A 26,095-nucleotide genomic window follows, 5' to 3' on the forward strand; every position below is an offset into this window, starting at 1 on the left:
GCCTGATGGATCCGACAAGCTCGACCACCGTCCGACGCCTGCTCGTCGCCAACCGCGGGGAGATCGCCCGCCGCGTGTTCCGCACCTGCCGCGACCTCGGCATCGAGACGGTCGCCGTCCACTCCGACGCGGACGCCGGGATGCCGTTCGTCCGGGAGGCGGACGCCGCCGTACGGCTGCCCGGCAACACCCCCGCCGAGACCTACCTGCGCGGCGACCTCGTCATCGAGGCGGCTCGCAAGGCCGGAGCCGACGCGGTCCATCCCGGCTACGGGTTCCTCTCCGAGAACGCCGCCTTCGCCCGCCAGGTGGGGGAGGCCGGGCTCACCTGGGTCGGCCCGGACCCGTCCTCCATCGAGCAGATGGGCTCCAAGATCGAGTCCAAGAAGCTGATGGAGGCGGCCGGCGTCCCCGTGCTCGGCAACCTCACCGCGGAGACCGCGACGGCCGACGACCTGCCACTGCTGGTCAAGGCCTCGGCCGGCGGCGGCGGGCGCGGCATGCGGATCGTGCGCAGCCTCGACGCGCTCGCCGGGGAGATCGAGAGGGCCGCGTCGGAGGCGGAGTCGGCCTTCGGCGACGGCACCGTCTTCGTCGAGCCCTATGTCGAGAGCGGGCGGCACATCGAGGTCCAGGTGCTCGGTACGCCGGAGGGCACGGTCGTGCTCGGCGAGCGCGACTGCTCGGTGCAGCGCCGGCACCAGAAGGTGATCGAGGAGGCGCCGGCGCCTGGGCTGCCCGTGGCGACGCGAGCCGCGCTCCACGCGGCGGCCAAGGCGGCCGCGGAGGCGATCGACTACCGCGGAGCCGGCACCGTCGAGTTCCTCTACGACCCCGCGAAGGACCGCTTCTACTTCCTGGAGATGAACACCCGCCTCCAGGTGGAGCATCCGGTCACCGAGGCGGTCTACGGTGTCGACCTGGTCGCCCTGCAGATCGCGGTCGCCGAGGGCCGCGCCCCGCAGGTCCAGGCCGGCGAGCCGCGGGGCCACGCCGTCGAGGTGCGTCTCTACGCCGAGGACCCCTCCGCCGACTACCAGCCGCAGAGCGGTCGGATCACCCGCTTCGACGTCCCCGGCGTGGTCAGCTCGTTCGACGGGCCCCCGTCGTACGGCCTCCGGCTCGACTCCGGCGTCGGCACGGGCGACGAGATCGGCACCTTCTACGACGCCATGATCGCGAAGGTGGTCGTCCACGCGCCGACCCGCGACCAGGCGCTGCGCCAGCTCGCGGGGGCGCTCTCGAGGGCCCGGCTGCACGGCCTGGTCACCAACCGCGACCTGCTCGTCAACCTGCTGCGCGACCCGGTGCTCGCCGAGGGGCGCATGCACACGACCTGGCTCGACGGTGCCGACCTGACGGCGCTCGCGGCCCCTCCGGGAGGTGAGCGCGCCGCCGAGCTCTCGGCCTTCGCCGCCGCCGTCGCGCTGGCCGAGCGGGCGCGGCTCGACCGGCCGGTGCAGCAGCGGATCCCCGCCGGGTGGCGCAATGTCGTCGCCGGGCCGCAGGTGACCACCTTCCTGCGGGGGGCGACCGGGGAGGAGCTCGCCGTGCGCTGGTACGGCGGCCGCGGCTTCCGTCCCGCCGACCTCGACGGCGTCTCCGTGACCGCCGCCGGGCCCGAGCAGGTCACGCTCGAGACCGACGGGGTGGTGCGCACCTTCGAGGTGCTCGTCGACCCTGCCGACCCGGAGCGGGTGGATGTCGAGTCGTCGCTCGGCCACATCGCGCTGCGCCGCAAGCCGCGCTTCGTCGACCCCTCCGCCCAGGTCGCGGCGGGCTCGCTGCTGGCGCCGATGCCGGGCAGCGTCGTCGCGGTCCGCGCGGCGCTCGGCGACGTCGTACAGGAGGGCCAGGCCATCCTCGTGATGGAGGCCATGAAGATGCAGCACACCATCGCGGCGCCCTACGCCGGCACCGTCACCGAGCTGTCGGCGAGTGCCGGCCAGCAGGTCGAGGCGGGCGCCGTGCTCGCCGTCGTCGAGGCGGCCGCCTCGGAGGAGGAGTAGTCATGACCCAGACCATGTTCACCGAGCCGGAGGAGCGCGTCGCGCTGCGCGAGGCGGTCAAGAAGCTCGCCGGCAAGTACGGCCGCGAGTTCGTCGAGAAGCAGGCCCGCGAGGGCGGCAAGATGACCGAGATGTGGCTCGAGATGGGCCAGCACGGGTTCCTCGGCGTGAACATCCCCGAGGAGTACGGCGGCGGGGGCGGCGGCATGTCGGACCTCGCCGCGGTCCTCGAGGAGTCGGCCGCCGCCGGTGCGCCGCTGCTGATGATGGTCGTCTCGCCGGCGATCTGCGGCTCGATCATCGCCCGCTGCGGGACCGAGGAGCAGAAGCGGCGTTGGCTCCCGTCGATCGCCGACGGCACCCACCTGATGGCCTTCGGCATCACCGAGGCCGATGCGGGCTCCAACTCCCACCAGATCACCACCACCGCGACCCGCGACGGCGACCACTGGGTGCTCAAGGGCCAGAAGACCTTCATCTCCGGCGTGGACGAGGCGCACTCGGTGCTCATCGTGTCGCGCACCGAGGACGCCAAGACCGGCAAGCTGAAGCCGGCGCTGTTCGTCGTACCCACGGACGCTCCGGGCTTCACGAGGCAGCCGATCCCGATGTCGTGGCAGGCGCCCGAGAAGCAGTTCACCCTCTTCCTCGACGACGTGCGGGTCCCCGCCGACGCTCTCGTGGGTGACGAGGACGGCGGTCTGTGGCAGCTCTTCGCCGGCCTCAACCCCGAGCGGATCATGGGCGGTGCAATGTCGTGCGGACTGGCGCGCTACGCCCTCGACAAGGCGGTCGCCTACGCCCAGGAGCGCTCGGTCTGGAAGGACCAGCCGATCGGCGCCCACCAGGGCATCGCCCACCCGCTCGCCAAGGTGAAGATCGAGCTCGAGCAGGCCCGTCTGCTGTGGCAGAAGGCCGCCGCGCTCTACGACGCCGGCGACGACTTCACCGCCGGGGAGTACGCCAACATGGCCAAGTACGCCGGCGGCGAGGTGGCCTGCAACGCCACCGACGTCGCCGTGCACACCCACGGCGGCAACGGCCTCACCCAGGAGTACGGCCTCGGCAACATGCTCGTCGCCGCCCGCCTGGGCCGGATCGCCCCGGTGAGCCGGGAGATGATCCTGAACTTCGTGGCGATGCACTCGTTGGGGCTGCCGAAGTCGTACTGAGGGGCCGGGACAGTTTCACCGGCCGGCCGGAGAAACTCACGCTTGGACGAAGAAGTTTCATCGTCCAAGCGTGAGTTTTGTCGTCCAACCCTGAACAGTTTCACCGGCCGGCCGGAGAAACTGTCTCCGGCTGCCGGCCACCCCGCCGCCCGCCCGTCTGCCCCCGCCCCGCCCGGGTACGCGTCAGTCATGGACGACAATCTCCTGCGGGCATATCTCCAGCACCACTGGGTCGGCTCGACCGCGGGGGTGTCGCTGTTCCGGCGCGTGGCCCGCACCCACGGGATCGCGGTGGTCGCGGCCGAGGTCGGGCGCCTGGCCGACCAGGTGGCCCAGGAGCGCGAGACCATGCGCCGGGTGATGCACGACCTGGGTGCGCGGCCGACGACGATCGGCACCGTGGCGGCCAAGGTCGGCGCCGAGCTGGGTCGCTTCAAGCCGAACGGCCGGATCATCACCCGCTCGCCGCTCACGGACCTGCTGGAGATCGAGGCGCTGCGGATCGCGGTGTACGGCAAGCGCAGCGGGTGGGAGGTGCTCCGCTCGGTCGCCGACGACGACCCCCGGCTCGAGCCGGCGCTGTTCGACAGCCTGGTCGCGCAGTCCAAGCGCCAGCTCGACACGCTGGCGGAGCTGCACCTCACCACGGCGCGGAGGCGGATCGTGCGATGAGGGTCGTCGTCACGGGAGCATCGGGCAACATCGGCAGTGCCACGCTGCGGGAGCTGACGGCCGAGGGCCGGCACGACGTCGTCGCCGTCGCCCGGCGCCGCCCCGAGCTCCCCGCCGGCGCCGAGGAGGCGGGCTCGGTCACCTGGCGGCCCGCCGACGTCGGCACCGACGACCTCGACCCCGTGCTCGAGGGCGCGGACGCAGTGGTCCACCTGGCGTGGAAGTTCCAGCCGACCCACCAGCCGCAGGAGACCTGGCACACCAATGCCGTCGGGACCCGCCGCCTCCTCGCGGCGGTACGCCGCCAGCGGGTGCCGGCCGTGGTGTGCTCCTCCTCCGTGGCGGCCTACTCCCCGGCCGACCACGACGACCCCGTCGACGAGGGCTGGGCGACCGACGGGTCCTCGGCGGCGGCGTACTGCCGGGAGAAGGCCTACAACGAGCGGGTGCTCGACGCCTTCGAGGCGAGCACGCCCGATACGCGGGTGGTCCGGATCCGGCCCGCCTTCGTCTTCCAGCGCTCGGCGGCCAGCGAGCAGCGCCGGATCTTCGGCGGCGCGCTGCTGCGGCCGTGGATGCTCGAGCGACGCCTCATCCCGGCGCTCCCGGTGCCCCGCGGCCTGCGGCTCCAGGCCGTGCACGCCGAGGACGTCGCCCGGGGCTTCGTCGCCGCCGTCGAGCGTGACGTGAGCGGGGCGTTCAACCTCGCCGCGGACGACCTCCTGCGCCGCGAGGAGCTCGGCGGGATCGTCGGCGCGCCGACGGTCGAGGTCCCCCCGCGCCTGGTCAGCGGCGCGCTCGAGCTCGGCTGGCTCGCCCATCTGCTGCCGGTCCCAGGATCCCTGGCCGACGCGCTGCTCGCCGTACCGGTGATGGCCTCGGACCGTGCGCGCACCGAGCTCGGCTGGCAGCCTCGGCACACGGCGGCGGACGCGGTCGAGGCGTTCCTCACCGGCGCTGCCCGATCGGCCGGCTCCGGGATGCCGCCGCTGCACCCCTGACGGACGGCGCCGCGCCCACGGGTGATGGGATCGCTCTGTGGGCGGTGTGCTCGAGGGCTTCGCGACGATCGCGATCGTGATCGCGCTCGGGGCGCTCCTGGCCGACCGCGGGATCGTCGACGCACCCGGGCAGCGGAGCCTGTCGCTGGCGTCGTTCTACCTCGCCAGCCCGGCGCTGCTGGTGACGGTGCTGGAGGACTCCGACCCGGGACGGGTTCTCTCGGGTCCCCTGGTCGCCACGGCCGCCGGCGTGCTCGTGAGCGCCGGGCTGATGGTCGCGGTCGCCCGGGCCCGGCGCCTGGACGCCGGGACGTCCGTCGTGGCCACGCTGTGCTCGGCGTACGTCAACGCCGGCAACCTCGGCATCCCGATCGCGGCGTACGCGCTGGGCGACGCCGCGCTGGTGGTGCCGGCGCTGCTCATGCAGCTGCTCGTCCTCCAGCCGCTCGCGCTGACGGTCCTCGACGTGGTCACCCGTCCGCAGCGGCCGTCGGTCGCCAGGATCCTGTCGCGCCCGGTCACCAACCCGCTCACCATCGCCTCGTTCGCGGGCCTGGTCCTCGCGGCGACCGACACCGACCTGCGCACCGCCGTGCACGCGCCGCTGGAGCTCGTGGGCGGAATGGCCGTCCCCGCGATGCTCCTCGCGTACGGCGTCGCGCTCCGCCTCGGTCCGCTGCCCGGCCGCGGGGTCACGCCGCGGGCGCTGGCCACGGTGACGGTGCTGAAGATGGTGGTCCAGCCGGCGGCGGCGTACGTCGTCGGCCGCTTCGCCGTGGGCCTGGAGGGGCACGAGCTGTTCGCCGTCACCCTGCTCTCGGCGCTCCCGACCGCGCAGAACGTGTTCGTGGTGGCGATGCGCTACGAGCGCGGGATCCTGCTCGCGCGCGATGCCATCTTCGTCTCCACCCTGGCCTCCGCGCCGGTGGCGATCGCGATCTCCGCCCTGCTCGCGTGAGGGTCGTTTGACCCGACCCTCCCGTGGCGGGCGCGGTGGATGTCATAGGTTGCGCGTGTGGGAGTTGTCGGAGACATCGATCGGGGGCAGCGGCGGAACTCCGTCGTGGGCTTCCCGCTCGCGGTGCTCTACAAGTTCTTCGACGACCAGGGCAACTACCTCGCGGCGATCCTGACCTTCTACGCCTTCCTCTCGATCTTCCCGCTCATGCTGCTGGGCACCTCGATCCTCGGCTTCGTGCTCGACGGCAACCCGCGGCTGCAGGAGCAGGTCCTCGACTCGGCGCTCGGACAGTTCCCGATCATCGGCGACGCGCTCGGGCGGCCCGAGGGCATCCAGGGCTCGACGGGCGGCATCATCGTCGGCTCCCTCACCGCCCTGTACGGCGCGCTCGGGCTCGGCCTGGCTCTGCAGAACGTCCAGTCCGCGGCGTGGGCCGTCCCGCGCAACAGCCGGCCGCACCCCGTGATGACCCGGGTCAACAGTCTCTTCCTGCTCCTCGTCGCGGGCAGCCTGATCTTCACCATCTCGATCGGCTCCGCCGTGCTGACCGAGACCAACCTGGTCGGCACGCTGTCCCGTCACGGATGGTTCCACTGGCTGGTGCGCCTGCTCACCATCGCGATCCTCGGCTCCGCGATGACGGTCCTGCTGCGGATGGCGGCTGCCCGCGCGATCCGCGACCGGGGCATCCGGGCGGCGCCGGGGGGCTTCACCATCGCCGTCCTGTGGCAGCTCCTGCAGTGGATCGGCACCGTCTACGTCACCAGCGTGATCGCCAGCGCGGAGCGCAACAGCATGACCGCCATCTTCGGGGTGGTCCTGGGGCTGATGGGTCTGCTCTACATCGGCGCGATCATGGGCGTCATCGGGATCGAGGTGAACGTGGTACTCGCCCGGAAGCTGTGGCCGCGCGCCCTGCTCACGCCGTTCACCGACGCCGTCGACCTCACCGAGGCCGACCGCCGCGCCTACGCCATGTACGCCCAGATGCAGCGGCACAAGGGCTTCGAGACCGTGGCGGTCCGCTTCGACGGCCGCGACGGCGACTCCCACGAGATCGTGCTCGACCCGCGCACCGAGAAGGTCCACAAGCAGCACATTCCCGGGCGTCCGCCCCGCCCCGAGGCCGTGGACGAGCCGACCCAGCCGGTCAACCTGCCTCCGGCGATCTGACGTCCGAGGCAACTGGCCGACCGGGTCGGATCGCGTGAGCCAGGCTGACAGGATCGGCACCAATCCCCCGCCAACCATCGGGCGGTCATGATGTCCGGGGCGGTGCAGCCCGGACACTCGAGAGCAGGAGCAGGAACTGATGAGTCAGCAGGTCAAGGCCGTCGTCGCCCGCGCCAAGGGCGCCCCCGTGGAGGTCGTCACGATCAACGTGCCCGACCCGGGCCCGGGCGAGGCCGTGGTGAAGGTGCTCTCGTGCGGGGTGTGCCATACCGACCTGCACTACCGCGAGGGCGGGATCAACGACGACTTCCCGTTCCTCCTCGGCCACGAGGCCGCCGGCGTCGTGGAGGCGGTCGGCCCGGACGTCACCAGCGTGGCACCGGGCGACTTCGTGGTGCTGAACTGGCGCGCGGTGTGCGGTGAGTGCCGCGCCTGCAGGCGCGGCGACCTGCACTACTGCTTCAACACCCATAACGCGACCCAGAAGATGACCCTCGCCGACGGTCCCGACGCCGGCACCGAGCTCAGCCCCGCGCTGGGCATCGGCGCCTTCGCGGAGAAGACGCTCGTCGCCGCCGGGCAGTGCACCAAGGTCGACCCGGAGGCGCGCCCCGCCGCGGTGGGCCTGCTCGGGTGCGGCGTGATGGCGGGCATCGGCGCGGCGATCAACACCGGCCAGGTCGGGCGCGGGCGGTCGATCGCCGTGATCGGCTGCGGTGGTGTCGGCGTGGCGGCGATCGCCGGGTCGGCCCTCGCCGGGGCCTCGCCGATCATCGCCGTCGATATCGACGCCAAGAAGCTGGCGAAGGCCAAGGAGATGGGCGCGACCCACACGGTCGACTCCAGCCAGGTCGACCCGGTGGAGGAGATCAAGCGGATCTGTGCGGAGACCTACGAGGGCGCGGAGGGCGCCGACGTCGTGGTCGAGGCGGTGGGTCGCCCGGAGACGTGGAAGCAGGCGTTCTACGCGCGCGACCTCGCCGGCACGGTCGTGCTGGTCGGGGTGCCGACGCCGGACATGAAGGTCCCCGAGCTGCCGCTGATCGACGTGTTCGGCCGCGGCGGCGCGTTGAAGTCGAGCTGGTACGGCGACTGCCTGCCGAGCCGCGACTTCCCGATGCTGGTCGACCTCTACCAGCAGGGCCGCCTGGACCTGGACGCGTTCGTGACCGAGGAGATCGGCATCGACGAGATCGAGGCCGCCTTCGACAAGATGCACCACGGCGACGTCCTGCGCTCGGTGGTGGTCCTGTGACCGCCGGCTCCGCTGCCCGGGTCGACCACGCGGTCACCTCCGGCACCTTCAGCCTGGACGGAGAGACGTTCGAGGTCGACAACAACGTGTGGGTGGTCGGCGACGACGCCGAGTGCGTCGTGATCGACGCCCCGCACAGCGTGGAGGACATCCTCGCGGTGGTGGGGGACCGCCGGGTCAAGGCGATCGTGTGCACCCACGCCCACGACGACCACGTCCGGGTCGCGCCGGCGCTGCGGGAGCGGGTGGTCGCGCCGATCCTGCTCCACCCCGACGACCGGCCGCTGTGGGAGCTCACCCACCGCGACCACCTCTGGGACGTCGACCTCGCCGACGGACAGACCCTCGAGGTGGCCGGCACCACGCTGCAGGTCATCCACACGCCGGGCCACGCCCCGGGCGCGGTCTGCCTGTACGCGCCCGACCTGGACTGCGTGTTCACCGGTGACACGCTCTTCCACGGCGGTCCCGGCGCGACCGGGCGCTCCTACAGCGACCGGCCGACCCTGGAGGCGTCGATCCGGGCCCGGCTCTTCGACCTGCCCGGCGACACGGTCGTGCACACCGGTCACGGCGAGGACACCACCATCGAGGCCGAGCGGGAGCTGCTCGGCGCCTGAGCGTCGTCCGATCAGGCCTCGCGGAGGAGGTCGCGCAGGCGGGTGAGGGTCTCCTCGTCGAGGCCCAGCCCGTCGCGCAGGTACGCCGACCGGTCGCCGTACACCTCGTCGACCGCGGCCCAGGCGGCGTCGAGGTACTCGATGTCCACGACGAGGGTGGGCTCGTAGACGGCGACCAGGTCGGTCCCGCCGTGTCGCTCGATCTCGGCCTCGACGCGGGCCCGGCTGGCGGCGCTGCGGGCGTTGGTGAGGAGGTAGTCGCTCTCGATCGTGGGGTCGTCGACGCCGGCCACGTGCAGGAGCAGCGCGGCGACCCAGCCCGTGCGGTCCTTGCCCTGGGAGCAGTGGAAGAGCTGGGGGCCGCCGGTGGCGAGCTGGCGGAGCACGCCCCCGAAGGCGGTCCGGCAGCGCGCCGCGGTGACGAAGCCCCGATAGACCTCGTCCATCAGGGCGACGGCCTCCGCGCGGCTGGTGAGGCTCGAGAGCCGCTCGATCGGGATGCCGATTGCGTCGAAGTGCAGGTTGCGCGCGCCGGGCACCTCGGGGTCGGGGTGCAGCGCGATCTCGGTGGGGGAGCGCAGGTCGATGACGGCGGTCAGCCCGATCGCGTGCAACGCCGCGGCGTCGACCTCGCTCAGCCGCAGGTCGTTGGAGCGGTAGAACACCCCCGTGCGCACCCTGCCGCCGTCTCGTGTCGCGTAGCCGGTGCCCGCCACGTCGCGGAAGTTGTCGGCCGACGCGAGCCGGAGGTACTCCTGGTCCTGGGTCACGACGACGACCCTAGGGCGCCCGCCGCGGAGGACGCGGAACGAGGCGGGGGGTGCGGGCGGCGTACGCGGCGTAGCCGGGTCGGTGCATCATCCTCCGCTCCAGCAGCCTGGCCCCCGTCACCTCGCTGAGGAACCATGTCATCGCCAGCGGCGCCACGACCGTCGCCAGGCCCGCGACCCACCCGGACCCGAGGCCGCCGACGAGCCACAGACCCCACCACACACAGGCGTCTCCGAAGTAGTTCGGGTGACGCGTCCAGGCCCACAGGCCGGTGTCCAGCACGGGCGGACGCTCGTCGCGCGGTCGTGAGCGGTACGCCGCCAGCTGGGCGTCGCCGACCGCCTCGAAGAACAGCCCGACGGCCCACACCCCGGCACCGGCCACCACGACCGGCCACCAGCGCACCTCGAGCACCGCGCCGACCGACACCGGAAGCGCGACCACCGGGACGATCGCGCCCTGGAGCGCGAACACCTTCCGCACGGCCCGCGCCATCCCGACCTCGGCGAGGGTCCCGCCGAGCAGCTCCTCGTAGCGCGGGTCCTCCTCGGTGTCCCGCGCGACGCGGCGCCCCACGTGCCCGGCGAGCCGGCCACCCCACACGACGACCAGCGCGGCCAGCAACCCGGTGCGCCACGGCGTTCCGGCATCGAGGACGGCTGCGGCCACGGCGCAGGCGAGCGCCGCGACCGCGAACGCCGCCCCCCAGGCGACGTCCACGACCGCGACCCGGCCCTGCCGGCGAGCGACGAGCGCGGTCACCGTCATCACCGCCGCCGCCGCGACGACGCTGAGCCCGATGGCGACGAGGAGGCCGGTCATCGTGCCGGCCTGCGCAGCAGCAGCTGGTCGACGCCCATCCGGCCGTCCCGGAAGGCCATCGAGCCGCCCACGAGGTACAGCCGCCAGACCCGGACCAGCTCCTCGCCGACCAAGGCCGTGATCGCGTCGAGATTCTCCTCGAAGCGCCGCAGCCATCCGGCCACGGTGAGCACGTAGTGCTCGCGCATCGCCTCGACACCGCGCAGCTCGAGACCGGCGTCCTCGAGCAGGCCGATGGTCGCCCCCACCGGCCGCATGTGCATGTCCGGCGCGATGAAGGACTCGATGAACGGCCCGCCCCCGGGGTGGCGCGCGCCGCGCGACATCTGCTGGACCAGCACCGGCCCGCCAGGACGGACGGCGTCGTGCAGGACGCGGGCATAGGCCGGGTAGTTGCGCTCTCCGACATGCTCGCCCATCTCCAGGGAGGCGACCGCGTCGTGCTCCGCGCCCCGGTGGGGGACGGCGTCGCGGTAGTCGCACAACCGGATCTCGACCCGGTCCCCGACCCCTCGCCGTCGCGCGGCCTCCTGGGCGAAACGCTGCTGCTCGGCCGAGATCGTCACACCGACGACGCGGGCGCCGAAGCGCTCGGCCGCGTGCACGGAGAGGGAGCCCCAGCCGCAGCCCACGTCGAGCAGCCGCATGCCGGGCTCGAGGCCGAGCTTGCGGCACACCAGGTCGAGCTTGGCCTCCTGCGCGTCGGCCAGGGGCTGCTCCGGCGAGGAGTGGTAGCCGCAGGAGTACGCCATGGTCCGCTCGTCGAGGACCAGCGAGTAGAAGTCCGCGGTGGTGTCGTAGTGGTGGCTGATCGCGCGCCGGTCCCGCTCCCGGCTGTGCAGCCGCCCGCGGACGCGGGCCTGGGTCGCCGGTGGCGCGGGCGGACGGCCGAGGAGCTCGAGCCCGGCCGCGGTCCGTACGGCGCCGGCGAGCGCCCGCAGCGAGGGTCGGACGGGCAGCGAGCGCTCCGCGGCGACCGCGAAGGCGTGGGTCAGCGCCCTGTCCAGGTCGCCCGGCACGTCGAGCTCGCCGGTCACGTAGGCCTGCGCCGCGCCCAGCTCGCCGGGGCGCCAGAGCAGGCGGCGCAGGGCCTCCGGGGAGCGGAGCTCGACGACGGGAGCGTCGGTCGGCCCTGCCTCCGTGCCGTCCCAGGCGACCAGCCGGACGGGCAGGTCGCCCCCGACGAACGGGCGCAGCGCGCTCGCGAGCCGGTCCGCGGCGCCCGCGCGGCTCATCGTGACTCCCGGGTGAGGCTCAGCTGGTGGACGTCGATGTAGCCGGAGGCGAACCCGGCGCGGCAGTACTCCAGGTAGAAGTGCCACATCCGCAGGAAGGTCGGGTCGAAGCCGAGCCCCAGGACCCGGTCGCGGGCCGTGGTGAACGCCTGGTCCCACAGCCGCAGGGTGGCGGCGTAGTGCCGGCCGAACGCCAGGTCGTCCTCGATCCGCAGCCGGGTGTGGCGGCGGGCCACCTCGTCGATCGCCCGCACCGACGGCAGCGCACCGCCCGGGAAGACGTACTTCGTGATGAAGGTGTGCGTCGAGCGCGTCGCGAGCATCCGCTCGTGGGGCAGCGTGATCGCCTGGAGGGCGACCGTCCCGCCCGGCGCGAGGACGTGCTCCAAGGTCCGGACGTACGCCGGCCAGAACTCATGGCCCACCGCCTCGATCATCTCCACCGACACGACCGCGTCATAGGAGCCCTCCGGCTCCTCGAGCAGCGCCCGGTAGTCGCACAGCTCGACGCGCACCCGGTCGGCGTACCCGGCCGCGGCGATCCGCTCCCGCGCCAGCTGCTGCTGCTCGACCGAGAGGGTGATCGTGTGGACGGTCGCGCCGCGCTCCGCCGCCCGGATCGCGAGCTCGCCCCAGCCGGTGCCGATCTCCAGCAGCCGGGTGCCCTCTCCGACCCCGGCGCGGTCGAGGAGGCGGTCGATCTTGCGGTGCTGCGCGGCGGCCAGGTCCTCCGCGTCCGCGGCGGCGGGGTCGGCGAACAGGGCGCTGGAGTAGGACAGCGTCGGGTCGAGGAAGGCGCCGAACAGGTCGTTCGACAGGTCGTAGTGATGCGCCACATTGGCCCGGGTGTTCTCCCGGGTGCCGCGGTGGCTGCGGGGCAGGCGGGGCGACACGACCGAGCGCAGCCGCTGCAGCGGGCGGGGCACCAGGTCGGTGAGGTCCGCGGCGAGCACGGTGAGGAAGTCGCCGAGGACGCCGTCGCCGGGGACGCCGTCCTCGGTCCAGGCGCCGGTCAGGTAGGCCTCGCCGAAGCCGATCAGCTTGTCCCTGCCGATGCGGGCGAACAGCTCGGCCGGCCGCTGGACGATGATCGCCGGTCCGCCGAGACCGAGCCGTTCCACCGTGCCGTCCGGGTGGTGCAGGCGCACCGTGACGCGACGCCGGGCGACCGCGGAGCGGAAGAGCCGCTCAGCGACGCGTGCGGACAGGCCGGTGGCGGGGACCGGGCCGAGGTCAGGCCAGGCGGGGATCGTGGGGGAGGCCGTGAGCGTCATCGCTGCGCTCCTTCCGGGGAGACGTGGGCGGGTCGGGGCTGGACGGGGAGGCGGCGGGCCCACAGCGCGACGCCGTGCAGCCGGATCAGCGCGGCGCCTCGCAGGCCGGCGAGAGGCAGCGTGGGAGACGGGACCGGAACGCCGTCGAGCGTCGCGTCGAAGCGACTCCCGCCTGCGGTGACGAGCCTGACCGCCAGGCGCAGCACGCCGGAGTGGGGATCGGGCGGCGGCGCGAGCACCTCGTAGCGACCGTCGGTGCCGTGGAAGGGCGAGACGTACATCGCCTTGTCCACGACCATCCGGCCGTCCGCGGTGACACGCTCCGGGTCGAGCAGGTAGGCGTGCCGGTCGCCGTAGGTGTTGTGCACCTCCACGACGGTGGCTGCGGGGCGACCGCCCTCCGTGCCCGCGGCCCAGCACCAGTGGACCGTGATCGGGTTGAAGCAGTGCCCGAAGGCCCGCGGCTGGGCGGCCATCAGGGCCCGGCCGCCCCGCAGGTCGAGGTCGTGCGCGGTGAGGAACCCGTCGAGCCCCTCGCGCACGGTGGCGGTCTCACCGGTGAAGTGGTCCCGTCCGAGGAACCGGCCCGCGACGCCCGCGACGGTCCCGTCGGCGCCGACCCGGTCGAGGTCGACCACCGTCAGGTGGGAGCGGTGGGTGAAGCTGGCGCGGAGCGGCTCGCGGCGGCGGTGCACCAGCGTCGTCGCGTACACCACGCCCGCCGGGCGAGTGGTCTCGAGGCTCGCTGGCGCTCGCACCTCGACCGACGGGGCGCCGAGGCCCAGCCGCTCGACCGCGCGCTGCCCGGAGCGGGCGCCGTCCTCGTGGAAGCCCCAGCCGTGGTAGGCGCCGGCGAAGACGATCCGGTCGCTGTCGATCTCGGGAAGCCGGGCCTGGGCGGCGACCGACTCCGGAGTGTAGAGCGGGTGGGCGTACTCCCTGCGCACCAGCACCGTGGCCGGGTCCACGACGTCCTCGCCGCCGAGCGTCACCAGGTAGGAGGTGTCGGTGGGAAGCCGCTGGAGCCGGGTCAGGTCGTAGGTGACGCGCACCCGGTCCTGAGCGACCCGCGGGCGCCGGAAGTTCCAGGACGCCCAGGCGTCGCGGGCGCGCGGCAGCAGCCGGGTGTCGGTGTGCAGCAGCGCCGTGTTGCTCGCGTAGGGGATCGCGTCGAGGACCTCCTTCTGCAGCGGTGTCGGGGCGGCCAGCAGGCCGAGCGCCTGATGGGGATGGGTGGCGACCACGACGGCGTCGTACGCCTCACGCCCGGCGGGGATCGTCAGCTCGACGCCCTCGTCGGTGTCCTCGACCGCGAGGACCGGCGTGCTCGTGCGGATCCGCCCGCCGGCCGCCTCCACGGCCGCCGCGACCGCGGCGACGTAGGTGGCCGAGCCCCCGCTCACGGTGCGCCAGGTCGGCGAGCCGAGGACGGCGAGCATGCCGTGGTGCCGCAGGAAGGCGAAGAGGTACGTCGCCGGGTAGTCGAGCGCGGAGTCCGGGTCGCAGGACCAGACCGCCGCCACGAGCGGCTCCATGAAGTGCCGGCGGAAGTACGGCGAGAACCGGTGCCGGTCGAGGAAGGCGGCCAGTGTCGTCAGCTCGCCGGCGCCGGACTCGAGGAGGCGCCGCGCCGCCCGGTGGAAGCGCGGGATCTCGGTCAGCATCCGCAGGTACGCCGGGTTGCGGTGGTTGCCCGTGCCGGACGGGAACAGGCCGCGTCGGCCGAGAGCGCCGGCCCACTCCAGGCCGGTGACCTCGTCGCTCGTCGACATCGACATCTCCGACTCCTGGGTCGCGACGCCGAGCTCGTCGAGGATCCGGGTCAGGACCGGGTAGGTGCGCCGGTTGTGGACGATGAAGCCGCTGTCGATCCGCAGCTCCCGGCCGGTCGGGTCGGTGACGAGGTGGGTGTCGGCGTGTCCGCCGAGCCGGTCGTCCGCCTCGAGGAGGGTGACCTGGGCGCCGGTGGCGGGGCGCGAGGCAAGGTACGCCGCGGTGAGTCCGGCGACGCCGGATCCCACCACGGCGATCCGCCGTGGTGTCGGAGTGCCCATCGTCAGGAGTCCAGGGCGAAGAGCGCGATCGGCTCGCTCGTGGGCTGGGGTGACCCGCCGTCGGGCTCGACGGTGATCCCGACGCCGGTCGCCTCGGACGCGTCGCCGTCGAGGACGTACGTCGTGTCCGGGTCGTCCGGCATCAGGCCCGCCGGCACCATCTCCCCGGCGGGGGTCTGCAGCCACAGCTCGTAGGCCTTGCCGTCGGGTGCGAGCGCCATGTCGGTGGTCCGGATCAGCGCCTTGCCCTCGCTGCGGGACACCACGATCGTGGCGCTCGACCCGTCGGGGAAGGACTTCTCGATCGACGTCGCGTCGGACGCGGCGAGGATCCGCTCGGCGGCCGTCAGCTCGCGAGCCGGTCCTGCGTCGTCCGCCCAGGTCCGCAGCAGGAGGGCACCTGCCGCGGCCACCAGGACGAGGGCCGCAGCCACCAGGAGCAGGTGGCCGGCCCGCCCCGACCGGAACGGCCGGAGCCGGCGCCGCGCCGCCGCGAGCTCCACGGGCGCCCCCCCAGGCGCCGGCGTGCTCAGCGGCGGCAACGGCCGGATCTGGGTGATGCCCTCCAGGACCCGGTCCCGGATCGCGGCCGGCGGCTCGAGGACCTCGGACCCGCCCAGCACCGACGCCGTCTCGCGCAGGCTGTCGACCTCGGCGCGGCACTCGGAGCACTGGGAGAGGTGGGCCTCGAACGCGGCCCGCTCGGTGTCGTCCAGGGCGTCGACGGCGTACGCGCCCGAGAGCGCGTGCACGTCGCCCCCCGGGGTCGAGTCGTGATCGGTGGGGTGGTTCATCGTCCTACTCCGATCGTGTCACGCAGCCGGATGAGGCCGTCGCGGATCCTGGTCTTCGCGGTCCCGACCGGTAGGTCGAGGAGGGCGGCGACCTCCGTGTGGGTGTAGCCGCCGAAGTACGCCAGCTCGATGGCCTCGCGCTGCACGTCGGTGAGCTGACGCAGCGCCGTGCGCACCCGGTGCGCCTCGAGGGAGGCGTGGGCAGCCTCGGCGGTGGTGTCGTGCTCGATGCTCTGGTGGGTGTGCTCGTAGACCGTGTCGCGCCGGGTGGCGGCGGCTGCGCTGCGCACCCGGTCGACCGCCTTGCGGTGGGTGATCGTCATCAGCCAGGCCAGGGCACTGCCGCGGGATGCGTCGTACCGGCTGGCCTGGCGCCAGACCTCGAGGAACACCTCCTGGGTGACCTCCTCGGCCTGCGCGGGGTCGCGCACCACCCGCACCGCCAGCCCGTGGACCCGGGCCGCCGTCGCGTCGTACAGCGTGGCGAAGGCGGCGGTGTCCCCTCGTGCGGCCCGCTGCAGCAGCGGGCCGAGCTCGGTGCCGTGACCGCCGGCCGGCGCCCCCTCGGGGGAGGCGCCGGCCGCGTCGCCGGGAACCGGATCCATGGTGTGATCCTTCCGGGTCAGGTGTCGTGCGGGTAGTCCTGGACGGGGCTCACTTGACCCCGGTCAGCACCTTGTCGATGACGTAGACGGTCGCGTTGGCGGTCGGGATGTTGCCGCACAGGACCTTCGCGGTGACGGTGCCGTCGGAGACCGTCATGCCGCTCTCCGCGTCGCCCTCGATGGTGAGCTGGTCGCCCGCGAGGGTGTCCTGCTCGCCGACGACGCTGTCGGTGCCCTCCTGCGAGCCGACCACGTGGTGGGCGAGGACCTTGTAGAGCGCGCTCTCCTGGCCCTGCTCCTTGCCCTCCATGACCATGCCGTTGAGCTGGTCCTCGGGGATCGCGGCGAAGGCGTCGTTGTACGGCGCGAACACGGTGAGCGCGGCCGCGCCGTTGAGGGTGTCGGCGAGGCCGTCGATGCTGGTGACCGCGGTGACGAGCGTGCTCAGCAGCGGGTTGTTGCTGGCGGCCGTGGCGACGGGGTCCTTGACCATGCCGTCGAACGACCCGGCGCCGGAGGTCGGGATCGCCGAGCAGCCGGGACCGAAGGTCTCCGCGCCCGCGCCCTCGGCTGCAGCGCTCTGCTCGCCGCTGCCCTCGTCGGTGGTCTGCGACGAGGCGCCCGAGCCGGAGCCCTCGGCGGGCTCGTCCTCGCTGCTGCACGCCGCGAAGGTCGCGGTCATGGCGAGGACGGCGATGCCGGTGCCGGTGGCCCGGCGGAACGTCTGGAGCTTCATGGTGGTGCCTTCCGTAGGAGGGGTTCGTGCTGGTGGTTCGGAGCCAGCCGGAATGCGGATTGCGCTCAATTGCGCGGTTCGAGCAGATTTCTGGCCCAGGGTCACGAGACCCGGACGAGCAGCTCGTGCAGCCCGCTCGCACCGTTCGGGAAGGGCTCGGCCCGGGCGGCCGTCTGCGGCTCGCCGTTGCCGGCGACGGCGCGGACTGCGATCCGGTGCGAGCCGGGCTCCGCCGACCAGCGGTAGAACCACTGGCGCCAGTAGTCGTCGCCGCCGTCCGGACCGAGCTGGGCGTCGACCCAGCGTCCGCCGTCGACCCGGACCTGGACCCCGGCGATGCCGCCGCGCTCCTGTGCCCACGCCACGCCGCCGACCACGACGTCGCCGGCGTCGAGCTCGCTGAGCGCCTTCGGGGTGTCGATCCGGGCGGAGATCTTGATGGGCGCGTCGGTGGCCCATCCGCGCTCGGTCCAGTACGCCTCCTGCTCGGCGTACGTCGTCAGGGTGAGCCGGCGCAGCCACTTGGTGGCGCTGATGAACCCGTACAGGCCGGGGATGACCAGCCGCACGGGGAAGCCGTGCTCGCGCGGGAGCGGCTCGCCGTTCATGCCGACGGCGACGAGGGCGTCCCGTCCGTCGGTCGCCAGCGCGAGCGGGGTGCTGATGGTCATGCCGGCGAAGTCGGTCGACAGGATCTGGTCGGCCTTCGTCCGTCCGATCCCGGCGAGGTCGAGCACGTCGGTGAGCGGCACGCCCAGCCACCGTGCGCCGCCTACGTAGGGGCCGCCGACGCTGTTCGAGACGCAGGTGAGCGTGATGTCGCGCTCGACCATGGGCATCGCGAGCAGCTCGTCGAAGGTGATCCGCACGGTGCGGTCGACGTCCCCGTCGATCGTCAGCGTCCAGTCGTCGGCGCTCAGCACGGGGACGTCGAGGCGGGTGTCGACGCGGTAGAAGTCGGCATTGGGCGTGCGGAAGCGGGTGATGCCCGGGACCTGGTCGTCCAGGCCCCGCGGCAGGGCGGGCGCCGGGTCCGCCGGCGCCGGGAGCGCGACGTCCTCGGGCCGTGCGCGCAGTGAGGTGACCAGCCGGCCGGCGACCCCGCCCGCGGTGGCCATCGCCCCGAGGGCGGTCATGGCGAGCAGGACGGTACGGCGACCGGGGTCGCCCGCCGCGGTCCGCTGGCGGGCGCGTGCGTCGACCTGCGCCAGGACCCGGAGCGCGCCCACCGCCGCGAGGGCCGCGACGACGGAGGGGACCAGGTCGAGCGGGCTGGCCGCGGGCCGGGTGAGCACCGCCGCGGCCGCGACGCCGACCAGCGCGACCAGGGCGCCGGCGCCCAGGGCGAACCGGCGACGAGCGGTCACGCCGGCCAGTGCGGCCAGTACGACCACCCCGGCCAGCACCGAGCCCACCAGGATGGCCTTGTCGGCGCTGCCGAAGGTGCGGATCGCCCACTCCTTCATCGGTGTGGGCGTCAGGTCGATCACCGTCGAGCCCACCGCCAGCACCGGCGACGCCGCGGGATCGCTCAGCGCGGCCGCCAGGTGGGCCAGCCCGATCCCCACCAGGGTCGCGAGCACGCCGTACCAGGCCCAGAGCAGTCGGATCCTCATGGGAGGTGTTCGTCGCCGACGGTGGATCGGATCGGTCGCGGGGCGCGGAGTCACCGCTCCCGCGGCGGTTCCGTCGCTTCCTGGCCTCTGCAGCGGTCACGAAGCGCAGGAGCCGGCCGAGAGGTCCCTACTCGCTCACCGGCGTGGCGATGTGGACCAGCGCGTCGCCGGCGTTGACGATCGGCGCCCGGGTCAGCCCGATCACGATGCCGGAGCGGTCGGCGTGGACCAGCCGCACCCGGCGGCCGAAGGTGTCCGAGAGGCCGCCGAGGCGGCGGCCCTCCTCGACGTACTCGCCGAGCCGCACCTCGAGGTGCAGGATGCCGGTCCCGCGGGCGCGGACCCAGGCGCTCGTGCGGCACTCGACCGGCGGCGGGGTCGCGTCGTCGCCTGGGTCGGCGTCGATCATGCCGAGGGAGGCGAGCACGCGGCGCACTCCCGCCACGCCGACCGCGATCGGCTCCTCCTCGAAGCGCAGCGCCTCGCCCGCCTCGTAGAGCAGCACCGCCGCGCCGTGGTCGCGGCCCGCCTGGCGCAGCGAGCCGTCGCGGAGCCGGGCGTGGAGCATGACCGGCGCGCCGAAGGCCTCGGCGAGCGTGCGGGTGCGCGGGTCGTCGAGGTCGGCGCGGATCTGCGGGAGGTTGGTACGGCGGTCCGAGGCGGTGTGCAGGTCGAGGCCGACGTCGCACTTGCTGACGACCTCGGTCATGAACAGGTGCGCGATCCGGCTGGCCAGAGAGCCGCGGGCGGACCCGGGGAACTGACGGTTCAGGTCGCGCCGGTCCGGCAGGTAGCGGTCACCGGTCATGAACCCGAGGACGTTGACGACGGGGACCGCGAGGAGGGTGCCCCGGAAGCTGCGGGCGGACAGCGTGGCCAGCGCCTGCCGGATCACCTCGACGCCCATCACCTCGTCGCCGTGGATCGCGGCGTTGACCCAGACGGTCGGGCCCTCGTCGCGGCCGTGCACGACCCGCACCGGCAGACTGACGTCGCCGCCGGTCACCAGCCGGGTGATCGGCAGCTCGACCTCCTTGGTCGCGCCGGCCCGGACACGGACGTTGCCGATCGCGAAGGACTCACGCAGCGCCATCGCGCCCCCGGTTCTTGCGGCGCACCCTCCGCGGCGGGCGGCCACCGAGATAGGAGTGCCCCGAGTCGACCAGGAAGCCCTGGCGCAGCGCCTCCCTGCCCACGAGCATCCGGAAGCCCATCTCGTCGCGCCGGGTGAGGGTGATCTCCGTCGGCACGGTGTGGCCGAGCAGCTCGATCTCGGTCAGCACCACGATCCGCTCCTGGACGTGGCCCGTGGAGCTGCGGACGGTCCGGCGGTCGTGCACCGGGCTCTCGACGAGGACGGCGTCCGCCGCCGAGCGCTGCCAGGGATGGACCGAGAAGCGCACCCAGGCGCTGCCGTCGCGCTCGAACTCGTGGAGGTCGAAGGCGTGCAGGGCCGACGTACGGGCCCCCGTGTCGAGCTTGGCCTTCACCGGCCCGACGCCCAGGCCGGGCAGGCGCACCCACTCGCGCCAGCCGGCGACCACCGGCGGGCTGATTGAATGGGACCTGGCCACACGCCCATCCAAGCAGGGAACCCACACCCAAGCCGATCAGGTCGGGGAATGAAGCTCGCGATCCTCTCCCGCGCTCCGCGGTCCTACAGCACCCAGCGCCTCCGCACGGCCGCCCTCGACCGGGGGCACCAGGTGAAGGTGCTCAACACCCTCCGCTTCTCCATCGACCTGTCCGGCGACGACCCGGACCTGCAGTTCCGCGGCAAGCAGCTGTCCGACTACGACGCCGTGCTGCCGCGGATCGGGAACTCGATCACCTACTTCGGCACCGCGGTCGTGCGGCAGTTCGAGCAGATGGACGTCTACACGCCCAACACCGCCAACGGGATCGCCAACTCGCGCGACAAGCTGCGCGCCACCCAGATCCTGTCGCGCCACAACATCGGCATGCCGGCCACGACCTTCGTGCGCGACCGTGCCGACGTGATCCCCGCGATCGAGCGGGTCGGCGGTGCCCCGGTCGTCATCAAGCTGCTCGAGGGCACCCAGGGCATCGGCGTCATCCTCGCGCCCAGCATCAAGGTCGCCGAGGCGATCATCGAGACCCTGCAGAGCACCAAGCAGCAGGTCCTCATCCAGCGCTTCGTCAAGGAGAGCAAGGGGCGTGACGTCCGCGCGCTCGTCGTCGGCGACCGCGTGGTCGCCGCGATGCGGCGGGTCGCCCAGGGCGACGAGTTCCGCTCCAACGTGCACCGCGGTGGCAGCGTCGAGCCGGTCGACCTCGACCCCGCGTACGAGCACGTCGCCGTGCGCGCCGCGCAGATCATGGGCCTCAAGGTCGCCGGCGTCGACATGCTCGAGGGCAAGGACGGCCCGCTCGTCATGGAGGTCAACTCGTCCCCGGGCCTCGAGGGCGTCGAGACCGCGACCAAGCTCGACGTCGCCGGCGCCATCATCGACTACATCGACAACCAGGTCGCCTTCCCGCAGATCGACGTCCGCGAGCGGCTCTCGGTCTCCACCGGGTACGGCGTGGCCGAGCTCGTCGTGCACGGCGACGCGGACCTCGTCGGCAAGAGCCTGGGCGACTCCGGCCTGCGCGACCGGGACATCACGGTGCTCACCCTCCACCGCGGCACCCTCGTCATCCCGAACCCGTTCCCGCACCACGTGCTCGAGGCCGAGGACCGGCTGCTGTGCTTCGGCAAGCTCGAGGAGATGCGCTCGATGATCCCCGCCCGCCCCAAGCGGCGGGCCCGGGTCAAGAAGCTGCCCAAGCAGCCCATCCATACCGACTGACCGATCGTGTCGCCCGATCGGCGGCCGCGGACGGCCACTCGCTGCGCTCGGGCCGCCCTTGCCACCGATGCGCTGCGCGCGAGGCGCCACGCTGCCGGTCGCGGACTGACCGAGCGTGTCGGCCGAGCGGGCTCCGGTTAGATGGGCCCATGACTGACGCACCCGCCGAGCTGGTCCACCTCGACGTCGCGGACGGCATCGCGACCATCACCCTCGACTCGCCCCACAACCGCAACGCGCTCTCGCGCCAGCTCGTCACCGAGCTCGTCGGCCACCTGGAGACGGCCGGCGCGGCGGACGACGTACGGGTGGTCGTGCTGCGCTCCTCGGGGCGGGTGTTCTGCTCGGGCGCGGACCTGTCCGAGGCGTCGACCGTGCCGATGCAGGAGGGGGCGCGCGCGATCGTCGCCCTCCAGCGCCAGATCGTGGCCCTGCCCAAGCCGGTCGTCACCGTGGTCGAGGGCGCGGCCCGCGCCGGCGGCATCGGCATCGTCGCCGCCTCCGACGTCGTGGTGGTCGCCGACGACGCCACCTTCGCGCTCACCGAGGTCAAGCTCGGCCTCACCCCGGCGGTCATCTCGCTCACCGTGTTCCCGCGACTCACCCCCCGTGGCCTCGGCTGGACCGCCCTCGGCGGTGAGGTGTTCACCGGCGCGGAGGCGGCCGACTACGGCCTGGCCACCTTCGCCGTCCCCGCGGGCGAGCTGGCCGCCCGAGTCGACGAGGTCGTGGGCCAGCTCGCCACCGGCGCAGCGCAGGGGCTGCGGGAGACCAAGGCGCTGCTCGCCGCCGACCTCCTGGACCGGATCGACGCGAAGGGCGAGGAGCTCGTCGAGCTCAGCGCTCGGCTGTTCGGCTCCGACGAGGCGCGGGAGGCCATGACGGCGTTCCTGACCCGCAAGAAGGGCTGACCGCGGCCGGGCGCCGCGCCGGGCTCAGAGCGCGGCGACCAGGCGTGCCGCGTCGGACGTGGCGCCGCGGATGAGACCGAGACCGGCCGCGTCTCCGACGACCCGTACGTCGACACCGGGGAGCGCGGCGGTGAGCCGGTCCGCGACGTGGCTGTCGGGAACCACGCCGCCGGCGAGCACGACGGCGTCGGCGGGCAGCACGCGCGGCGTGCCGTGAGCCGGCGTCCAGGCCACGCCCTCCGTCGTGACCGCGGAGACGACGCACCCCACGTGGACGGTGACGCCGAGCCGGTCGAGCCGGTCCATGTGCTCGGTTCGCCGCTTGGCTCCGAACTCCGGCGCCATCTCGGCGCCGGCCACGAGGAGCGCGACCTGCCGCCCCGCCGTCGCCAGCACCTCGCACCACTCGACGGCCGCCATCCGCTCACCGACCACCACGACCCGCCTGCCGTCGGGCACGCGGCGGGGGTCGATCCCCGCCGCCACGTGCGGCAGCTCCGACCCCGGGAGCGCCGGGACGACCACCCGGCCGCCGGTCGCCACGACCACCAGGTCCGGCCCGAGCGACCTCACGGCCTCCGGCTCCGCGGCGCTCCCCAGCCGCACGTCGACCGCGGTGTCGCCCACCCGCGCGAGCAGCCAGTCCAGGTAGGGCCGGTTCTCGGGGTGCACCGCGCACGCGTCGAGGAGTGCGCCGCCGAGCCGGTCGGAGCGCTCCAGGAGGACCACGTCCAGCCCGGCCTCCGCCGCCCGCCAGGCGACCTCGAGCCCGGCCGGTCCCCCACCGGCCACGACCAGGCGGCGCGCGACCGGGGGCGTCGTACGCCCCAGCTCCAGGTCGTGCCCCGTGAGCGGGTTCACCGCGCACTCGGCGGCCAGCCGCTCCTCCAGGCTGTCGATGCAGGTCTCGCACGAGATGCACGGCCGCACCCGCGCCGCGCCGCCGCCCCAGCCGGCCAGCTTCCGGGGCAGGTCGGGGTCGGCGAGGAGCGGCCGGCCGAGGGCGACGAAGTCCGCCCGACCCTCGGCCAGGACCCGTTCCGCGAGCGCCGGGTCGTGCAGCCGCCCCACGGCGATGACCGGTACGTCGACCACCTCGCGCACCGCTGCGGCGCCCCCGACGTTGAGCCCGTCGCCGTCGTCGGCGCCGTTGACCATCCCCGTGACGAGCCGGTCGATGACGCCGCCGCTGACGTGGAAGGCGTCCACGCCGGCCTCGACGAGCAGCGGCGCCATGGTCGCGGTGTCGTGGATCGGGCGCCCGGCGGCAACGCGCTCGTACCCGGAGATCCGCAGCGTGACGGGGAAGTCCGGGCCGACCTCGGCGCGGATCACGGTCAGCGTCTCGAGCACCACCCGGATCCGGCCCTCCACCGAGCTGCCGCGGTAGCGGTCCCCGCGCCGGTTGCGCTGCGGGGCGAGGAAGGAGCCGAGGAACATGTACCCGTGCGCGGCGTGCAGCTCCACGCCGTCGTAGCCCGCCTCGCGTACCCGCGCGACGGCCGCCCGGAACTGGTCGAGAACGGTCGCGAGCTGCTCGCGGGTGACCTCGGCGGAGGGCCGGCCGGTCAGATAGGACGGGATGACCGACGGGCCCAACGAGGTCACGCCGAACATCTCGGGGCCGAGCCCGTCGGGCCCGGCATGCACGATCTGCGGCTGGATCCGGGCGCCGTGCGCGTGCACCGCCTCGACCAGCCGTCGGTGCGCCGGGACCGCCGCGTCCTCGCCGAGCTGCAGCCCGCCCGGCGTCTCCGGATGGAGCGGGTCGACGCCGGTCGCCCCGACGGTCACCAGGCCGACCCCGCCCGCCGCTCGCGCCGCGAAGTGGGCGACGGTCCGCTCGGACGGATGACCCTCCGGCGTGCCGTACATCGTCTCCATCGGCGAGAGCACGATCCGGTTGCGCAGCTCCATCGCGCCGATCCGGCCGGGAGCGAGCAGGTGCGGGAAGCCGGCAGACATAGAACATGTTCTACCTTCTCGCCTAGGCTGCTGTCGTGGACTTCGCCCTGGTCACCGCCTACCACCCCGTCGAGGAGCTGGTGCCACTGGCGCGCGCCGCCGAGGAGGCGGGCTTCGCGGCGCTGAGCCTCGCCGACCACGTGGTCGACCTCGAGACCCTGGCGACGCCGTACCCGTACACCCGCGACGGTGCCCGGCGCTGGGAGCCCGACGTGGACTGGCCGGACCCGTGGGTGACCATCGGCGCGCTCGCGCAGGTCACCACCGAGCTGCGGTTCTTCACCTCGATCTACGTCGCGGCGATGCGCAACCCGTTCGTGGTCGCCAAGGCCGTCGGTACGGCGGCCGCGCTGGCCGGCGGGCGGGTCGCGCTCGGCGTGGGCGTCGGCTGGTGCCGTGAGGAGTTCGAGCTGCTCGGGGAGGACTTCGCCACCCGCGGTCGCCGTACCGACGAGGGGCTCGCCCTGATGCGCGCGCTGTGGGAGCCGGGCTGGACCGAGTTCGCCGGGGAGTTCTACCGCTGCGAGCGGCTGGCCATGCGGCCCGAGCCGCCCGGCCCGGTCCCGGTCTGGGTCGGCGGCATGTCCGAGGCCGCGCTGCGGCGGGCGGCCCGCAACGACGGCTGGGTCGGGGACATGGCCACCGTCGACGAGGCGGTCGCGATCGCCGACCGGCTGCGGGAGCTGCGCCGCGAGGCCGGGCGGGACCTCGAGGAGCCGTTCGCGGTGGTCCCCGCGCTGACCGACGCGCTCGCCCCCGAGGACTTCGCCCGCGCGTCGCGCGGCGGCGTGACCATGTGCATGACCATGCCGTGGATGTACTACTACCGCCAGGACGCGCCGCTCGAGCAGAAGCTCGACGGCGTCGCCCGCTTCGGCGCGGACGTCATCGCGCCGACCCGGGCCCTGCTGAGCGCCGCTCCCGCCTGAGCCGGCGGCCTCAGCTCTCCAGGTAGAGCGTCAGCATCGTCACGATCGTGCGGTGGGCGCGGTCGAGGTCGATGTCGGTGCCGAGCAGGCGCTCGTTGCGCACGCTGCGCAGCATCGCCGGCAGCACCTCCGACATGGTCGCCGAGCGCTCGTCGTCGAGGCCGAGTCCTTCGAAGAAGTGCACGAAGGCACCCGCCGCCAGCTCGTCGAGGTGCCGGATCGAGGCCGCCGTGCGCGGGTGGGACTCCGCCAGGACCTCGATCGGGCGCGGCAGCGCCCAGCGCAGGGTCTCCACCGTGACGGCGTACGGCGACTCCAGCAGGTCGCGGTAGAGGTCGGCGACCTCCTGCACCCGGCCGGCGATCGTCGTCGTCTGCGGAGTCGACCACAGCTCGGGCCCGACCTCGACGATCTGCTCGACGACGGCCGACCAGAAGCCGTCGGAGTCGCCGAACAGGTTCTGCACCGAGCCCCAGCTGAGCCCGGCCTCCTTGGCGACCATGTTGATCGACACCGTCTCCGGACGGCCGGTCCCGAGCATGTCGACCGCCGTGGACAGCAGTTTCTCGCGCGCGGCAACGCCGCGGCGGTTCGGTTTGCGGGGCATGGTGGCCCCCGGCGTCGTACTCATCGTGTTCCCCCCTTGGACACGCGATGTTTCACACCATCTGGACCACAGTAGTGCCTTTGGTGGGACTTCGCTGTCC

The 26,095-nt window shown here is 73.5% G+C and carries 24 protein-coding genes and 1 pseudogene; 12 read left to right on the forward strand and 13 right to left on the reverse strand.

The genetic code is table 11. The features are described 5' to 3' along the window. Window positions 1-5: 5 nt before the first annotated feature. The 8 genes from ACJ5H2_RS00630 to ACJ5H2_RS00665 all read left to right on the forward strand — a co-directional run bounded on the left by ACJ5H2_RS00630 (window position 6) and on the right by ACJ5H2_RS00665 (window position 8,863). The gene (locus ACJ5H2_RS00630; RefSeq protein WP_408897627.1) at window positions 6-2,009 is read left to right on the forward strand and encodes a biotin carboxylase N-terminal domain-containing protein; all 2,004 of its coding nucleotides are present in this window, start codon (window positions 6-8) and stop codon (window positions 2,007-2,009) included. A gap of 2 nt (window positions 2,010-2,011) precedes the next feature. Beyond that, window positions 2,012-3,181 carry an acyl-CoA dehydrogenase family protein gene (locus ACJ5H2_RS00635; protein WP_408897628.1) on the forward strand — a complete coding sequence of 390 codons (1,170 nt, stop codon included), beginning with the start codon at window positions 2,012-2,014 and terminating at the stop codon, window positions 3,179-3,181. 189 nt (window positions 3,182-3,370) lie between these two features. Further along, window positions 3,371-3,853: a hypothetical protein gene (locus ACJ5H2_RS00640; protein ID WP_408897629.1), complete on the forward strand. Its 483-nt coding sequence runs from the start codon at window positions 3,371-3,373 to the stop codon at window positions 3,851-3,853. Beyond that, window positions 3,850-4,854: an NAD-dependent epimerase/dehydratase family protein gene (locus tag ACJ5H2_RS00645; protein ID WP_408897630.1), complete on the forward strand. Its 1,005-nt coding sequence runs from the start codon at window positions 3,850-3,852 to the stop codon at window positions 4,852-4,854. Before ACJ5H2_RS00640 ends, ACJ5H2_RS00645 begins: the two co-directional genes overlap by 4 nt. A 37-nt stretch (window positions 4,855-4,891) precedes the next feature. After that, a complete protein-coding gene (locus tag ACJ5H2_RS00650; protein ID WP_408897631.1) occupies window positions 4,892-5,812 on the forward strand; it encodes an AEC family transporter in 921 nt (306 codons plus the stop codon). A gap of 105 nt (window positions 5,813-5,917) precedes the next feature. Then, window positions 5,918-6,988 (forward strand): YihY/virulence factor BrkB family protein, encoded by a 1,071-nt coding sequence (locus ACJ5H2_RS00655; protein WP_408897632.1) that lies wholly within the window; start codon window positions 5,918-5,920, stop codon window positions 6,986-6,988. Window positions 6,989-7,127: 139 nt separating this feature from the next. Continuing rightward, a complete protein-coding gene (locus ACJ5H2_RS00660) occupies window positions 7,128-8,243 on the forward strand; it encodes an S-(hydroxymethyl)mycothiol dehydrogenase (RefSeq protein WP_408897633.1) in 1,116 nt (371 codons plus the stop codon). After that, the gene (locus tag ACJ5H2_RS00665; protein ID WP_408897634.1) at window positions 8,240-8,863 is read left to right on the forward strand and encodes an MBL fold metallo-hydrolase; all 624 of its coding nucleotides are present in this window, start codon (window positions 8,240-8,242) and stop codon (window positions 8,861-8,863) included. The genes ACJ5H2_RS00660 and ACJ5H2_RS00665 overlap by 4 nt, the downstream gene beginning before the upstream one ends. 11 nt (window positions 8,864-8,874) lie before the next feature. On the opposite strand, the gene ACJ5H2_RS00670 is transcribed toward ACJ5H2_RS00665, so the two are convergent. The 11 genes from ACJ5H2_RS00670 to ACJ5H2_RS00720 form a co-directional block, all read right to left on the reverse strand. Next, complete coding sequence (locus ACJ5H2_RS00670) at window positions 8,875-9,633, reverse strand: tyrosine-protein phosphatase (RefSeq protein ID WP_408897635.1); 759 nt, start codon at window positions 9,631-9,633, stop codon at window positions 8,875-8,877. 10 nt (window positions 9,634-9,643) lie between these two features. Beyond that, a complete protein-coding gene (locus ACJ5H2_RS00675; RefSeq protein WP_408897637.1) occupies window positions 9,644-10,456 on the reverse strand; it encodes a DUF1295 domain-containing protein in 813 nt (270 codons plus the stop codon). Then, complete coding sequence (locus tag ACJ5H2_RS00680) at window positions 10,453-11,691, reverse strand: class I SAM-dependent methyltransferase (RefSeq protein WP_408897638.1); 1,239 nt, start codon at window positions 11,689-11,691, stop codon at window positions 10,453-10,455. The genes ACJ5H2_RS00675 and ACJ5H2_RS00680 overlap by 4 nt, the downstream gene beginning before the upstream one ends. Beyond that, the gene (locus ACJ5H2_RS00685) at window positions 11,688-12,965 is read right to left on the reverse strand and encodes a class I SAM-dependent methyltransferase (RefSeq protein WP_408897639.1); all 1,278 of its coding nucleotides are present in this window, start codon (window positions 12,963-12,965) and stop codon (window positions 11,688-11,690) included. Before ACJ5H2_RS00685 ends, ACJ5H2_RS00680 begins: the two co-directional genes overlap by 4 nt. Continuing rightward, window positions 12,962-15,019 carry an FAD-dependent oxidoreductase gene (locus tag ACJ5H2_RS00690; protein ID WP_408897640.1) on the reverse strand — a complete coding sequence of 686 codons (2,058 nt, stop codon included), beginning with the start codon at window positions 15,017-15,019 and terminating at the stop codon, window positions 12,962-12,964. The genes ACJ5H2_RS00685 and ACJ5H2_RS00690 overlap by 4 nt, the downstream gene beginning before the upstream one ends. A 2-nt stretch (window positions 15,020-15,021) precedes the next feature. After that, a complete protein-coding gene (locus tag ACJ5H2_RS00695) occupies window positions 15,022-15,813 on the reverse strand; it encodes an anti-sigma factor domain-containing protein (RefSeq protein WP_408897641.1) in 792 nt (263 codons plus the stop codon). Continuing rightward, complete coding sequence (sigK, locus tag ACJ5H2_RS00700) at window positions 15,810-16,418, reverse strand: ECF RNA polymerase sigma factor SigK (protein WP_408897642.1); 609 nt, start codon at window positions 16,416-16,418, stop codon at window positions 15,810-15,812. Before sigK ends, ACJ5H2_RS00695 begins: the two co-directional genes overlap by 4 nt. A gap of 49 nt (window positions 16,419-16,467) precedes the next feature. Then, window positions 16,468-17,154: a fasciclin domain-containing protein gene (locus tag ACJ5H2_RS00705; protein ID WP_408897643.1), complete on the reverse strand. Its 687-nt coding sequence runs from the start codon at window positions 17,152-17,154 to the stop codon at window positions 16,468-16,470. A gap of 101 nt (window positions 17,155-17,255) precedes the next feature. Next, window positions 17,256-18,770, reverse strand: coding sequence for a molybdopterin-dependent oxidoreductase (locus ACJ5H2_RS00710; protein ID WP_408897644.1), 1,515 nt, complete (start codon window positions 18,768-18,770; stop codon window positions 17,256-17,258). 127 nt (window positions 18,771-18,897) lie between these two features. Next, window positions 18,898-19,863, reverse strand: a complete 966-nt coding sequence (locus ACJ5H2_RS00715) for a succinylglutamate desuccinylase/aspartoacylase family protein (protein WP_408897645.1) — start codon at window positions 19,861-19,863, stop codon at window positions 18,898-18,900. Beyond that, on the reverse strand, window positions 19,850-20,314 hold the full coding sequence (locus tag ACJ5H2_RS00720; RefSeq protein ID WP_408897646.1) for an ATP-dependent zinc protease: 465 nt from the start codon (window positions 20,312-20,314) through the stop codon (window positions 19,850-19,852). Before ACJ5H2_RS00720 ends, ACJ5H2_RS00715 begins: the two co-directional genes overlap by 14 nt. Window positions 20,315-20,392: 78 nt before the next feature. Between ACJ5H2_RS00720 and ACJ5H2_RS00725 the strand changes: the two are divergent. The 3 genes and pseudogenes from ACJ5H2_RS00725 to ACJ5H2_RS00735 all read left to right on the forward strand — a co-directional run. Beyond that, window positions 20,393-21,253, forward strand: a pseudogene (locus ACJ5H2_RS00725) (RimK family alpha-L-glutamate ligase); the annotation flags it as partial. 63 nt (window positions 21,254-21,316) lie between these two features. Further along, window positions 21,317-21,583, forward strand: coding sequence for a cation:proton antiporter regulatory subunit (locus ACJ5H2_RS00730; RefSeq protein WP_408899671.1), 267 nt, complete (start codon window positions 21,317-21,319; stop codon window positions 21,581-21,583). Between the two features lie 149 nt (window positions 21,584-21,732). Beyond that, complete coding sequence (locus ACJ5H2_RS00735; RefSeq protein WP_408897647.1) at window positions 21,733-22,494, forward strand: enoyl-CoA hydratase-related protein; 762 nt, start codon at window positions 21,733-21,735, stop codon at window positions 22,492-22,494. A 24-nt stretch (window positions 22,495-22,518) separates the two neighbouring features. Here the strand turns inward: ACJ5H2_RS00735 and ACJ5H2_RS00740 are convergent, their stop codons facing one another. Beyond that, complete coding sequence (locus ACJ5H2_RS00740) at window positions 22,519-24,459, reverse strand: FAD-dependent oxidoreductase (RefSeq protein WP_408897648.1); 1,941 nt, start codon at window positions 24,457-24,459, stop codon at window positions 22,519-22,521. Between the two features lie 35 nt (window positions 24,460-24,494). Here ACJ5H2_RS00740 and ACJ5H2_RS00745 point away from each other — a divergent pair, with 35 nt between their 5' ends. Beyond that, window positions 24,495-25,388 (forward strand): TIGR03619 family F420-dependent LLM class oxidoreductase, encoded by an 894-nt coding sequence (locus tag ACJ5H2_RS00745; RefSeq protein ID WP_408897649.1) that lies wholly within the window; start codon window positions 24,495-24,497, stop codon window positions 25,386-25,388. Between the two features lie 10 nt (window positions 25,389-25,398). Here ACJ5H2_RS00745 and ACJ5H2_RS00750 read toward each other — a convergent pair whose 3' ends face one another. After that, a complete protein-coding gene (locus ACJ5H2_RS00750; RefSeq protein ID WP_408897650.1) occupies window positions 25,399-26,019 on the reverse strand; it encodes a TetR/AcrR family transcriptional regulator in 621 nt (206 codons plus the stop codon). Window positions 26,020-26,095 lie beyond the last annotated feature (76 nt).

The organism is Nocardioides pymetrozini (genome assembly GCF_046058985.1).
Lineage (GTDB): Bacteria > Actinomycetota > Actinomycetes > Propionibacteriales > Nocardioidaceae > Nocardioides.